Here is a 13006-nt window from a genome sequence, read left to right on the forward strand (position 1 = left end):
CGCAAAGCCACCTCCTATGGAGGTGGATTTTTACTTATTGCATTAGATGTTAATTTTCAATTTGCCACTGAATAAACTCCAGCGCCAACTCGGGCGTGACAAATACCGTAGCATAGATATTGTCCGGGTTGTGTGGGTCCGGATGCACTGCTATTAATTTGTGTGGCAGCTGTGTTTTGCGGGTCTCACCGGTCGCTGGGTTGTACTGTTCTATATGGCCCAGCATACTGTAGCGATACTGCTGCCCGGCTTGCAATAACCAAACACCGACAAAGCTGTTGTCGCTGCTACTATTCACTTCAATATCGTTTTTTTTGCCATCTACGTAACGATACAGCTTACCATCACGGTGATAATGTAACTGGCCTTGTTGATCATACTGAGCAAAGCTGCCGGCAGAGAATGTTAATTGAGTTAACTCGTTACTTATCAGGTCAAGCTGCCACAAATTTTGGCTGTTGCCCTGCAGTCGCGTCAATATAAGGCCGCTGTTGTCCGGCAGCCACACCGGTTGGCCAATATCGTTGTTTTCCAGCTTGGTTATCAGTTGCTGGCGCTGCGTATCATATAAATGCAGATTACCCTGTTGTACAAAAGCGATATAGCGGCCATCACCTGACCAGCTAATACCGTTGACCGGTTGATTATCTGCTATTAACTCAGTCACTTGCTTGTTCCGGCCATCAACACTTAGCCATAATTGCCAGTTGCCGGTCCAGTTGGCAGCAAAGGCATAACGGCTGGCGTCTGTCGGGGATATTGCTATTGCCATATCGCTGCCGGCGGCATTATTTAAAAAGCTGATTTCGCGGTTTGCAGTATCAAAAGCCCGCGTCACCTTAACCAACTGCATACCGCTTTGAGTAGTGGTGTTGGCTGTCATCGGTGAGATGTAAGCCTGGTTTTCTGTCAGCAGAGACATCTCACCAACGATAATATTGTCCGGCAGTTTTAGCAGACTACGGCTTTTATCCGTCAGATTAATCTGCAAAATGCCATTGCCACCCGGTAACAGTAAGCTGCTTTGATCGGCGCTCCATTCCAACCCCAGTAGCAATATCGGTATTGGCAGGCTGGCTACGCGGCTGTGCTCGCGGCTGACAGGATCATAAATATAGATATCAGGGTGGTTAGACTCAGGCATCAGAACATAAGCCAGTTTGCTGCCATCGGCAGACAGTGCCAACAAGGTGACGCCGAGCCCAGCCGAGGGGGCATCAAGCAATGTTTGCACTGTGCCATTGATCAGGTTTTCTGCCAGCAGTGCGTTGCCAGAATATAGGCCGGCACTGCTTTTGCTGTAATATAGCCACTGACCATCTGGGCTAACTTGTGCTGTACCAAGGGTCATACCGGTACAGCCGGTTAAACGCGTTACGCTATAAGTTGGAAATTGGCTAAAATCATAATTTTGATACTCACAATGGCTACCGTCTTCATTTACTGCCTGAACCAATAATTTATTACTCTGCGGCTGCCAGGTTTGCACACTGTATATTTTGCCTTGCTCTTCAATCGCCACTTCCTGCAACAGGTTGCCGGTGTTTATGCCCAATTTGCGTATCATGGTGCGGACACTGCCATCGGGTTGAGAATGACTGTAAGCCAGTAACTGTTTATCCGGCGACACTAAAGGTCTGGATTCAATGCCCTTAAACCAGGTGATTTTCTGTTGCGTGGTGATGTTGAGCGTAATGTCGCCGCTTGTTCGTTTTTCTGTTGCTACCTGTTGTAGCGCGGTATTGTCCGGCAATATTCGGTAGCCGATAAAAACAACAACAAACAGCGTGGCCAGAGCCAATACTATAGCGGGTATCGTCAAACGCCGGCGTGGCAGCGCAGTATTATTGTTTACCGCCGTATCTTCATTAACTTTCGCAGGATTAAAACCGGTTAATTGCAGGCTATAGCCTTTGCGGTGATGAGTTTTAATCGGCGATTCTGTCAGGCTTTCGTGCTGCAACGCTTTACGCAGTTCAGATATGGCGCGGTTTATTGCATTGTCATCGACATAGCTTTGCTGCCAGATGGTATCAATCAGTTGTTGGCGGGAAATGATCTTGCCCGGATTAGCTGCAAAATACTGCAGCAGTTTACACAGCAGTGGCTCCAGCTCTTTACGCTGTGCTGCGTGTTTAATGCTGAAATCAGCCGGCGTAAAGATCCATGGACCAAGCTGTATAACATCCATCTGTTAATTATTCTTTCTATTTTGAACAAGCTGTAACTGTAACAGAAGCAATTGCTGATTCAAGTTAAATAACCACTGCGCGCTAAAGCTTATAAATTCATCATAAGGTTTTCATAAGGTTTGTTTTATTTATTTAAAAACAGAGGTTTATATTTTTTTTTCTTAGCAATAAATTGCTTAGCTTCTGATAAGGGACTTTTTGTCACCGGCTGGCTAGAGTGAGCTCAACAACGTAACGGACAGGCAGTGAGTCCGCAGTTGTCAATAGACAAACATACTTACTGAACCAGAAGGAATAGCAAAATGAAAACATTCACGTCTAATGTCGCCCGCTTAGTTGTCGTTAGTGCATTGTTTGCCAGTTCTGCCGTGTTGGCGCAGCCGCAAGCTGGCAATTCAGAGCAACCGCAAACAGTTAACGAGATAAATATCAATCAACAGCAGCTTGTTGATGATTTACACCAGCAGCTGGTTAGCGGCATTAAGCAGCAGGTATCAACGACGTTGCAATCTATGGCTGAATCATTAAAAAGCCTGATTACAAACTGAATTACTTTAAAGCCTGATACATTATTGTTTATCAGGTTTTGTATTAAATTAACAATAAAAACAAGGAGTTTAGTATGAACCCATCTCAAGTTGACATAGCTGCACCTGTTTTAACTGCGCATGTGGCGCCGACTTTTGCTAAGTCGATTGTATGGTTGCTCGCATTCTTTTTGCTTTATTTGGCGGGGGCAATTTTATATGCAGCTGGTTACGGCGCCTATTTAGGCGGCAGTGGCACAGTTGCTCCTGACGATATCGGCGACATAGTCGTGCAACATATGGCTACTCCAACTGGGCTAACCTTATCTTATCTACTTATAAGTGTCCTGACACTGCCCTGGGTGTTGAAGGCAGCAAACCTCAGCGGTTCGCCGTGGCGTCAGACGCTGGCGCTAAAAGCGGTAACTGCAAAGCAATTGCTACCATGGATAGTGGCATACCTGATCTTCGCTGTGGCGCAAACTCTGATCAATCATTTGTTTGAAGTTGACGCTGGTGACTTTATCGGTGCGATTTTGGGCAGCCGTGATATTGGCCTGTTGCTGGTATTTGTGGTTGCGGCTCCGATACTGGAAGAAGCTGTATTTCGTGGTTATCTGTTCAAAGCCTGGCGCACTGGTTTTCTTGGTTTGTGGGGCACTTTATTACTGACATCTCTACTGTTTACCTTGTTACATGCCGGCCAGTATCCGGGTATTTTACTCGGCATGCTGTTTGCGTTCAGTCTGTTATTAGGGCTGGCACGTGAGCGCAGTGGTTCTTTGTATGTTCCTGTGGCACTGCATGCACTTAATAACCTGATCGCCTGGATATTGGTGGTGTATTTGGGATTGGCGTAACAGCGGTATTCTTGAGCAAAATAATGATAAATAAGGGCTTATTATGGAATTGAAGAATAGTATAAAAACACTTTGTGGCTCGCTGGTGCTGGTCGCATTAAGTTCAACAGCCGTTTTGGCAGAAACATCAATATGGAAAGTCAGCAAGGGTAATGACTATCTGTATATCGGCGGTACCGTGCATCTATTGCCGGAGTCCGCATTTCCACTGCCCGCAGAGTTTGATCAGGCTTATGCTGCGACCGATACTCTGGTGCTGGAGGCGAAAATTCCTGAGCCTACTGATACCGAAATGCAAACCGCTTTGATAAAAGCCATGGCTTACACTGATGGCCGCAGTTTATCTAAGGTACTGTCGCCTGAAGTGTATCAGCAGGTGGCAGACTATTTTGCCCCTTACGGCGTGCAACTTCAGCAGTTGGATGGCTACAAACCGGGCTTTATTATACTGCAGATGCTGTCGATGGAAATGATGAAGGCACAAATGGCCGGCGAAGGTGTCGACAGTTACTTCAATAAAAAAGCTAAAGCCGATGGTAAAACGCTGGCTTATTTGGAAAGCGTGGAAAGCCAGATTAACTTGTTGGCTAACATGGGGGACGGTTATGAAGATGCCTTTATAAAGATGAACCTCGAGCAGTTCGATGACTTTAAAGCTTACTTCACAGCTATCATCGCCGCATGGCGTGCCGGTGATATGGCTGCGCTGGATAGCCTGGCGGTAAAGCCCGCCTGTGAACTGGACCCAGTATTGTATCAAGCGCTGTTTGTGCAGCGTAACAACGACTGGCTACCACAAATTAAGCAAATGTTTGGCAATAACAGCAAAGAACTGGTGTTGGTAGGTGGCGGTCACCTTGCAGGTGCAGACAGCGTACTGGCATTGCTGGAGCACGCGGGCTATACCGTTGAGCAAGTTAATTAGGAGGCGGTTATGTTACTGCGCAGAGGATTAAGCAAGGATGGTGCAGCAGTTCTGTTTGCCGCAGGTTGTTGGATAGCGCTGTGGACCTGGTTCAACTTGCAGCTGATACACAGCTTAAGCATATTTGTTTAACCGGTGTTCAGCAAAACTTCACCCCGGCCCTGTAATCTGCGGCGTTATCTATTAGAATAACCGCACCAGCGATAAGACGCATGATTACAGGGATCCTTCTATGGCATTAAATGTAGTGATTCTGGCGGCCGGCAAAGGCACGCGGATGAAATCAGATTTACCCAAAGTACTGCACAAGGTAGCAGAGCGGCCGATGGTACAACACGTAATCGATACCGCCAGAGCCTTGGGCGCCGCTAAACCACAGTTGGTTTATGGCTACGGTGCCGATGCGTTGCAGGCCGGCCTTAGCGAACAAGCATTGCACTGGGTATTACAGGCCGAGCAGCTCGGCACCGGCCATGCCGTGGCGCAGGCGATACCGAATATCGCTGATGACGATACCGTGCTGGTGCTATACGGCGACGTACCGTTAACCCGTTTAGAAACCCTGCAGCAATTGCTGGCGGTTAAACCGGCTGATGGCCTGGCGATTTTAACGGTCAATTTGGCCAACCCGACCGGTTATGGCCGTATTGTGCGTGAAAACGGCAAAGTAACCGGCATTGTTGAGCAAAAAGATGCCAGTGCTGAACAGTTACTTATTAAGGAAGTGAACAGCGGCATTATGGCGCTGCCCGGCAAACAATTAAAAAGTTGGCTCGGCCGCTTATCTAACAGCAATGCCCAGGGCGAATACTACTTAACTGATGTTATCGCTATGGCACACAATGAAGGCGTGGCTATTGCCACCGCCCAGCCGCAAAATCCGATGGAAGTGGAAGGCGCTAATAACCGCGTGCAACTGGCGGCGTTAGAACGGGCTTATCAGCAGCGTAAAGCTGAAGAGTTAATGCTGGCCGGCGCTAACCTGCGCGACCCGGCGCGGATAGATGTGCGTGGCGAGGTTAGCGTTGGCAATGACGTGATGATTGATATCAATGTTATTTTTGAAGGTAGAGTAGTGTTAGGTAAAGGTGTTAGCGTTGGAGCCAACTGTATATTAAAAGACTGTGTTGTTGGCGATAACACACAAATTAAACCGAACTCGATGATCGAAAAAGCCAGTGTAGGCGCCGATTGTTCAGTAGGCCCCTACGCCCGGTTGCGGCCGGACAGCGTGATGCTGGATGACAGCCATGTTGGTAACTTTGTCGAGATGAAAAAAACCACCCTGGGTAAAGGCTCTAAAGCCAACCATTTAACTTATCTTGGCGATGCAGTAATAGGCGACAAGGTCAATGTAGGTGCCGGTACTATTACCTGCAACTATGATGGCGCGAATAAGTTTGTTACTACCATTAAAGACGGCGCCTTTATCGGTTCGAACAGTGCGTTAGTGGCGCCGGTAACCGTGGGCATAAACGCCACTGTTGGTGCCGGTTCAGTATTGACCCGTGATGCCGCCGATGGCGAGCTGGTGGTAGCCCGCGCTAAACAGCGGCATATTGCTGATTGGCAAAGGCCTGTAAAAATTAAAAAGTAACCGAAACTAAACAGCCCGCAATAGCGGGCTGTTTTATTATTGTTCGGATGGAGTAGCTCCGGTTGCAATTCCCGCTCTGGCTCGTCACAGCAACTAGCTAGGGCCTCCTGCCCAAGCCCTTTCAGGCCAGCGTAGCTGTTCAAATTCGTTCCTGACGAATTTGTCGCCTACTGCCTGCGGCAGGGCTCAGACACTCTGTGACGCCCAAATCGGGATTCCAACCTACACTATCAGTGTGTAACTCATTCAGCTTTGTCTACGAGCACCGCAATAGCGCCATCGCCGGTAACATTACAGGCAGTGCCAAAGCTGTCTTGTGCCATATACAGCGCAATCATCAGTGCTATGGCTGCTTCGCCGAAACCCAGCATTGAACCCAGCAGGCCCACCGCAGACATTACCGCACCGCCGGGTACGCCAGGCGCTGCCAGCATTACTACGCCAAGCATTAAAATAAACGGCAGTACAGTTAATAACGACGGCATTTCGAGGCCATTTACCATGGTAACAACGGCCATGGCGCAGGTCACGATAGTAATGGTAGATCCGGACAAATGAATGGTTGCGCACAGCGGTACGGTAAAGTTAGCCACATCCGGTTTCACGCCATTGGCTTTAGTGGCTTGTAGTGAAACCGGAATGGTCGCCGCGCTCGACATGGTGCCCAGTGCTGTAAAATAGGCGGGCATCATGGTTTTAATTGAGGTAAAAGGCGACTTACCGGCTTTAATTCCAGCAATAGTGTATAGCGTAATAATCCAGCACCAATGCATGACAACCGCCAGTACAAGTACGATGCCGAAGGTTTTCAGTGTGGTAAATACGGTACCCGCTGCCGCCATTTGTGCGAACTCACCCGCGATATACAATGGCAGTAGTGGAATAATGACTTTTTCCAGCATTAGCTGAATAACATCACGGCCTTGATCTGATAACTGTCTTAATTGCCGGGCTTGTGTTGCAGCAATACCTAAACCAAAAATAAATGCCAGTGCTAAGGCTGTCATTACACTAATTGCCGGAGGAATGTCCATTTCGATAAAAGCGGTTAAATGTGTCACTTCTGTTGGCGCAGCAGCAGTATTTGCGCTGGTTAGCATAGGCACTACTACACTGGCAACCAAAAACGCTAAGGTGCCCGCAATGACGGTAGACAAGTAGGCAAAACCCAGCGTGCGACTAAGTAATTTGCCGGAGTTTCGCGGTAAAGCTGCGATTCCGCTGGTAATAAAAAACAGAATAAGTAGTGGCACGGTGAAGAACAACAGTTCGCCAAACAAGCCTTTAAAGGTAATTAATAGTTGTGTTAGCCAATGTGGTGCATACAAGCCACACAACATACCCAGCACTATGCCGGCAATCAGTTTAATTATTAAAGCCATAGTTGTTTCTCGTTATAGTGTGAAGGTCCCTTAGCGTGGCTGAGCATACCATAAGTTGTTTCGGCTGGCTGCGCTTTGCTGGTCGGCTGTGTTTCACGTGGAGCATAAGCCAATTCAGCTAAAAGTCAGCCAACGCATACTATCGTCTGATATTTAGTTACACTGGGTGTGCGTGGCAAAAAATTTGAAACATAACAGCGTTTTAATAAGGCAGATAAACGGATGAGAAAACTTATAGCATTAGCATGGTTAACCTTGCTGTTAAGTTGCAGCCAATTGCAGCAAATGTCAGCTTACAATGTCAGCGAGGCGGATTTAGAACAGTTATTACGTGGCCAGGTATCCAAACTGACGCAGCAGGCCACCGTAGCCGGCATCCCGCTGAAAATGCAGGTTGACAACATGCAGGTAGAAATAGGCCCGGATAATTCAGATCGGGTAAGGTTAAATACGTCGGCCAGTGCTGCGCTGTCGTTATTTGGTTTAAGTTATCCGGCTAACTTGCAACTGCAGGTAGAAGGCGTGCCATATTACGACGGTACGGAAAAAGCCGTGTATTTGCGCTCGGTAAAGTTGCTGGATTCCAATATTGAAGCCTCCGGCTATCGTGGCAACCTGGCACCGGTAAGCAATGAACTGTTTAAACTGGTTAACAGCTTTTTGGCAACGAACCCGGTATACCGGCTGGATACAACTAACCCCACCGTTAAACTGCTGACGGCGGTGCCGCTGAATATGGCGGTACAAAATGGCCGCATAAGCTTTATGCCGGGTAAAAACTAATACAGATCGCGCCGGTAGCGGCCTTGCAGTTGCAAGCGGTTTAGCTCGTTTTCACCCAGGGTGTCGCTTAATACCCCGTGCACTGCGCTGCCCAAGCCTTGCAGGCTGCCGCAGACGTAGATAGCCGCCCCTTGCGCCAGCCACTGCTGTAAGCGATCGCTGTGTGCTGCCAATGCATGTTGGACGTAGTATTTATCCGGCTGATCTTGTGAAAAGGCTAAATCACAATGTGTGATAAAACCTTGCTGTTGCCACTGACGAATGTCTTTAGCAAAGAAAAAGTCGGTGTGCTGGCGCCGCTCTCCAAACAACAGCCAGTTTTGCTGTTGCCCGCGTTTAACCCGTTGCGCCAGCAAAGCGCGAATGCCGGCGATGCCGGTGCCGTTGGCGATAAAAATAACCGGTTTGTTGTCTGCCGGTAAGTGAAATGCACTGTGGCGGCGTAGCCGCAGCTGCAGCGGTTGTTCCTCCATGGCCCAGGCCGTTAACCAGCCGGAGCCGATTCCTAAACTGCCGTTTGCTTGCTGCACCTGGCGCACCAGCAGCGTTAACGGCCCTTCTTCCGGTATTGAGGCAATGGAATAACTACGCAGCGGCAGCTTAGGTTGCGCGGCCAACCAGGACGCTAAAGGCTCGCCGGCGGCCGGTGGTTGCACTTTGTCCAGTTGTAACTCTGCCAGTGCCCAGCATAACGGCACATGGCGGTCATGGTAGTACACTGCCTGACAGCCGTTAATCAAATGCTTGGTCAGCCACAGCGCCACGCTGCATTTGCTGTTTTCCGGTTGTACTTCAAGCAAATCACCGGCTTGCCACTGCAGTGAGGTGGGCACCTGCAGCTTAACGACATAGCAAGGCAAACCGCTGCTGGCCGGGTTAGCAATATAGCGGCTTGCAAGCGCAGCGTTAAACCAGTTTGATTCGGCCGGTTCAGCCGGTAGTGTTTGTCGGGTCAGGCTGCTCAGCAGTTGTTGCCATTGTGATAAGGCTTGTGGCTGGCGCTCTGAGCTGTCCAGCTCCAGCAGCGGCTGCAATGCTGTTGCTTGCCGGCTGTGCAGCCATTGATCCAGCCAATGGCCAAAACCGCAAAACTGCTGATAGCTGCGATCGCCCAGCGCCAATACAGCATACTGCAATTGTCCCAGTGATTGTTGCCACTGTTGCGCCAGTTGATAAAACCGGCTGGCATTGTCCGGCGGCTCGCCTTCGCCATAGGTGCTGACGACAAACAATGCCTTTTGATGTTGTTGTAATTGTTGTTGTGTTAATTGGTCTAATCCGGCTAACGCAACCTGAAAGCCGGCCTCGCGCAGTTGCTTTGCTGTGCGTTCTGCTAACTGTTGTGCCATACCGGACTGGCTGGCATAGCCAACTAACCAGCTTAAGGGCGTGCTGCTGCCGGCAGCGCCGGGTGTGCGATAAACCAGATACAAGCGCAGCGCTAAACCGGCTAGCGCCAGCTGAGTGCTTAGCCACAGCAGCTGTGCATCAAATGCGCTAAACGGCGCCAGCGGTAAATAAAACCAGTACAGCAGGGTAAGTATCAGCGCCAGAAATAAATGCTGCTCCAGCCAGGCTGCTGCGACTGGCGGTGGTAGCGTGTTGCAATAGCGTTTTAACCGCAGTGCGGCGGCCAGCGCTGTAGCGTTAGTGATATAAAGCAGCAGTAAAGAGCTGAGCGGTGCTGAGGTCGGTAGCAAGATGGCATACAGTGGCAATAACAGCAGCAGGGCCAAATTCAGCCATTCCAGGATATTTTGCCAGCGCTGTAACATAAAGCCTCAAAGAAAAAGCAGGGGTAGCAAAACCTACCCCTTAATGTGCAAGACAAGTAAAACAACGACCAGAGAAGCCCATCCGGGGCCGGAACAACGTTCATCCCTGAACGGAGAAGACTATAATACGACTAATTATCAAATGCAAATAATTCTCATTAAATAATTCGAGCATATGGATATCGCAACATTTTGCTTGCAAAAGCAGCAATAGCCAGTAAAATATCTTTCGTTTCGAAACTTAAGCGAAAGAAATGAATAAACGTAATACCCAACAACGGCGGCATCTGATTGTCAGCCAACTGCAGCAACAGGGCGAACTGTCGGTAGAGCAGTTGGCTGTGCAGTTCAATACGTCGGAAGTTACCATTCGCAAAGACTTAACCGTGTTGGACCAGGCCGGTTTACTGTTGCGCCGTTACGGTGGCGCTGTGCCGGTACCGCAGGACTTTGTCAGCGATTCCAGTTTAGAGAAGGTTTCAAAGCGAAAGCTGGCAATTGCTAAAGCCGCTGCCGGGCTGATTAAAGATCACTACCGCATTATTATCGACAGTGGCCGCACTACCGCCGCCTTGTTGCCGGAATTAGCCGGCAAGCGCGGCCTGGTGGTTATGACCAACTCGCTGGCGATTGCCAATACCCTGCGCGAGCTGGAGAACGAGCCAACGCTGCTGATGACCGGCGGCACCTGGGATCCGCAATCGGAAGCATTTCAGGGCCAGTTAGCCGAGCAAATGCTGCGCAACTATGATTTTGACCAGCTGTTTATCGGTGCCGACGGCATCGACCTGGCCCGCGGCACCACCACTTACAACGAGTTATACAGCTTAAGCCGGGTGATGGCGGAAGTGGCCCGCGAAGTGATTGTGATGTTGGAGTCCGACAAGCTGGGGCGCAAAATTCATAACCTGGAATTACCCTGGGCGATGGTCAAAGTGCTGATCACCGATGAAGGCTTATCGGTAGCCGATGCCAAACAAATTGAACAACAGGGTGTGAAGGTAATTCGGGTTCAGGCCTGATTCACTGCCACATCTTAACGTAACATCATAATAGTAAAGATTTTCGGAGAATAATTATGTGTGGAATAGTCGGCGCCGTAGCGCAACGTGATGTAGTGGATATTCTGGTAGAAGGTCTGCGTCGGTTAGAATACCGCGGTTATGATTCGGCCGGTGTGGCCGTGGTAACTGAAGCGGGCGAACTGACCCGTTTGCGCCGTTTAGGTAAAGTAAAAGAGTTATCTGACGCTGTTGCAGCACAGCCGGTTAATGGCGGCACGGGTATTGCCCACACCCGCTGGGCTACCCATGGCGAGCCAAGCGAGCGCAATGCTCACCCACATGTATCCAGCAATATTACCGTGGTGCATAACGGCATTATTGAAAACCACAGCCCGCTGCGTGATGCCTTAAAAGCTAAAGGCTATGTGTTTACCTCTGACACCGACACCGAAGTTATCGCCCACTTAGTCGAAGAAGAACTGAAAAGCGCCGGCTCACTGTTGGCAGCGGTACAAAAATCGGTGAAACAGCTGCACGGCGCGTATGGCACGGTGTTAATGGATAAAACCGATGCCAGCCGCGTGGTAGTGGCCCGCTCAGGCAGCCCGCTGGTGATTGGTTTAGGCATTGGTGAAAACTTTATTGCCTCTGATCAGCTGGCGCTATTGCCTGTGACCCGCCGCTTTATCTTCTTAGAAGAAGGCGATGTAGCTGAAATTACCCGCCATAGCGTCAGCATTTTCGATAAAAACGGCGTGGCCATCGAGCGCGAAGTGCACGAGTCAAATGTGAGCTACGACGCCGGCGACAAAGGCCAGTACCGCCACTTTATGCTTAAAGAAATCTACGAGCAGCCGCATGCCATTAACAACACGCTGGAAGGCCGTTTAAGTGCCGATTCTGTGTTGGATGAAACCTTCGGCAACGGCGCTGCCGAGCTGTTCAAAAAAGTAAAACATGTGCAAATTGTTGCCTGTGGTACCAGCTACCACTCCGGTATGGTAGCGCGCTACTGGTTAGAGTCGTTAGGCGGCATTTCCTGTAACGTTGAAATTGCTTCAGAATTCCGTTACCGCAAATCCTTTGTACAGCCAAACAGCCTGCTGGTGAGCATTTCGCAATCAGGCGAAACCGCCGACACCTTAGCCGCACTGCGTCTGGCCAAAGAAGCCGGCTATTTAGGCAGCTTAACCATTTGTAACGTGGCCGGTTCATCACTGGTACGTGAATCAGATTTAGCCTTTATGACCCGCGCCGGTGCCGAAATCGGCGTGGCCTCTACCAAAGCCTTTACTACGCAATTAGTTGGTTTGGCGATGCTGACGATGGCCATTGGTAAATATAACGGCTTAACCGCCGCGCAACAGCGCGAGCTGACTGATGCGTTAAAGAGCCTGCCAGCGAAACTGGAGCAAACCCTGGCGCTGGCACCACAAATTGAAGCCCTGGCCGAAGAATTTGCCGACAAGCACCACTCACTGTTTTTAGGCCGTGGCGATCAGTACCCAATCGCGATGGAAGGTGCGTTAAAGCTGAAAGAAATTTCCTACATCCACGCTGAAGCCTACGCCGCCGGTGAGTTAAAACACGGCCCGCTGGCACTGATTGACGCAGAAATGCCAATTATTGTGGTAGCACCTAATAACGAGCTGTTAGAAAAGCTGCAATCTAACGTGGAAGAAGTGCGCGCCCGCGGCGGTATTTTATACGTATTCGCCGACGCCGACGCCCGCTTCCAGTCAGACGCGACTATGCGCGTTATCAACGTGCCACACGTCGCCGACATCCTGGCGCCTATCGTCTACACCCTGCCACTGCAGTTACTCAGCTACTACGTCGCCATTATCAAAGGCACCGACGTAGACCAGCCACGTAATTTGGCGAAGTCAGTTACGGTGGAATAAGCTCGTAAGTTGTTTATAGTAAAAATGTGGGGTGAAAATAAAATTTCACCCTGCAAA

10 protein-coding genes are annotated in these 13006 nt (G+C 49.6%); 7 read left to right on the top strand and 3 right to left on the bottom strand.

Annotated features, from left to right (window positions below):
• Positions 1–49 precede the first annotated feature (49 nt).
• Complete coding sequence (locus tag HRH59_RS16525; RefSeq protein WP_173502387.1) at positions 50–2191, bottom strand: winged helix-turn-helix domain-containing protein; 2142 nt, start codon at positions 2189–2191, stop codon at positions 50–52.
• Between the two features lie 303 nt (positions 2192–2494).
• Between HRH59_RS16525 and HRH59_RS16530 the strand changes: the two genes are divergently transcribed.
• From HRH59_RS16530 to glmU, 4 genes are all read left to right on the top strand, one after another.
• Complete coding sequence (locus HRH59_RS16530; RefSeq protein WP_173502388.1) at positions 2495–2740, top strand: hypothetical protein; 246 nt, start codon at positions 2495–2497, stop codon at positions 2738–2740.
• A gap of 74 nt (positions 2741–2814) precedes the next feature.
• Positions 2815–3579 carry a CPBP family intramembrane glutamic endopeptidase gene (locus tag HRH59_RS16535; protein ID WP_173502389.1) on the top strand — a complete coding sequence of 255 codons (765 nt, stop codon included), beginning with the start codon at positions 2815–2817 and terminating at the stop codon, positions 3577–3579.
• Positions 3580–3622: 43 nt separating this feature from the next.
• Entirely contained in the window at positions 3623–4504 is an 882-nt protein-coding gene (locus HRH59_RS16540) for a TraB/GumN family protein (protein WP_173502390.1), read from the top strand.
• 232 nt (positions 4505–4736) lie between these two features.
• Positions 4737–6101: a bifunctional UDP-N-acetylglucosamine diphosphorylase/glucosamine-1-phosphate N-acetyltransferase GlmU gene (gene glmU, locus HRH59_RS16545; RefSeq protein WP_173502391.1), complete on the top strand. Its 1365-nt coding sequence runs from the start codon at positions 4737–4739 to the stop codon at positions 6099–6101.
• A 242-nt stretch (positions 6102–6343) separates the two neighbouring features.
• Here the strand turns inward: glmU and HRH59_RS16550 are convergent, their stop codons facing one another.
• Positions 6344–7483 (bottom strand): dicarboxylate/amino acid:cation symporter, encoded by a 1140-nt coding sequence (locus tag HRH59_RS16550; protein WP_173502392.1) that lies wholly within the window; start codon positions 7481–7483, stop codon positions 6344–6346.
• A gap of 222 nt (positions 7484–7705) precedes the next feature.
• Here HRH59_RS16550 and HRH59_RS16555 point away from each other — a divergent pair, with 222 nt between their 5' ends.
• On the top strand, positions 7706–8266 hold the full coding sequence (locus HRH59_RS16555; RefSeq protein WP_173502393.1) for a DUF1439 domain-containing protein: 561 nt from the start codon (positions 7706–7708) through the stop codon (positions 8264–8266).
• Here the strand turns inward: HRH59_RS16555 and HRH59_RS16560 are convergent.
• Positions 8263–10041 (bottom strand): flavodoxin domain-containing protein, encoded by a 1779-nt coding sequence (locus tag HRH59_RS16560; RefSeq protein ID WP_173502394.1) that lies wholly within the window; start codon positions 10039–10041, stop codon positions 8263–8265. The two genes, HRH59_RS16555 and HRH59_RS16560, sit on opposite strands and share 4 nt — an antisense overlap.
• Positions 10042–10295: 254 nt before the next feature.
• Here HRH59_RS16560 and HRH59_RS16565 point away from each other — a divergent pair, with 254 nt between their 5' ends.
• Both HRH59_RS16565 and glmS read left to right on the top strand, forming a co-directional pair.
• Positions 10296–11063, top strand: a complete 768-nt coding sequence (locus HRH59_RS16565; RefSeq protein ID WP_173502395.1) for a DeoR/GlpR family DNA-binding transcription regulator — start codon at positions 10296–10298, stop codon at positions 11061–11063.
• Positions 11064–11119: 56 nt separating this feature from the next.
• Positions 11120–12949 (top strand): glutamine--fructose-6-phosphate transaminase (isomerizing), encoded by a 1830-nt coding sequence (gene glmS, locus HRH59_RS16570; RefSeq protein ID WP_173502396.1) that lies wholly within the window; start codon positions 11120–11122, stop codon positions 12947–12949.
• The last annotated feature ends 57 nt before the right edge of the window (positions 12950–13006 follow it).

This window comes from Rheinheimera lutimaris (genome assembly GCF_013283795.1).
In the GTDB taxonomy this organism is placed as follows: Bacteria; Pseudomonadota; Gammaproteobacteria; order Enterobacterales; family Alteromonadaceae; genus Alishewanella; species Alishewanella lutimaris.

Excerpts from the sequence above, each read along its gene's own strand:
- HRH59_RS16525 (WP_173502387.1), bottom strand. The coding sequence starts at position 2,191 with ATGGATGTTATACAGCTTGGTCCATGGATCTTTACGCCGGCTGATTTC.
- HRH59_RS16530 (WP_173502388.1), top strand. The coding sequence starts at position 2,495 with ATGAAAACATTCACGTCTAATGTCGCCCGCTTAGTTGTCGTTAGTGCA.
- HRH59_RS16535 (WP_173502389.1), top strand. The coding sequence starts at position 2,815 with ATGAACCCATCTCAAGTTGACATAGCTGCACCTGTTTTAACTGCGCAT.
- HRH59_RS16540 (WP_173502390.1), top strand. The coding sequence starts at position 3,623 with ATGGAATTGAAGAATAGTATAAAAACACTTTGTGGCTCGCTGGTGCTG.
- glmU (WP_173502391.1), top strand. The coding sequence starts at position 4,737 with ATGGCATTAAATGTAGTGATTCTGGCGGCCGGCAAAGGCACGCGGATG.
- HRH59_RS16550 (WP_173502392.1), bottom strand. The coding sequence starts at position 7,483 with ATGGCTTTAATAATTAAACTGATTGCCGGCATAGTGCTGGGTATGTTG.
- HRH59_RS16555 (WP_173502393.1), top strand. The coding sequence starts at position 7,706 with ATGAGAAAACTTATAGCATTAGCATGGTTAACCTTGCTGTTAAGTTGC.
- HRH59_RS16560 (WP_173502394.1), bottom strand. The coding sequence starts at position 10,041 with ATGTTACAGCGCTGGCAAAATATCCTGGAATGGCTGAATTTGGCCCTG.
- HRH59_RS16565 (WP_173502395.1), top strand. The coding sequence starts at position 10,296 with ATGAATAAACGTAATACCCAACAACGGCGGCATCTGATTGTCAGCCAA.
- glmS (WP_173502396.1), top strand. The coding sequence starts at position 11,120 with ATGTGTGGAATAGTCGGCGCCGTAGCGCAACGTGATGTAGTGGATATT.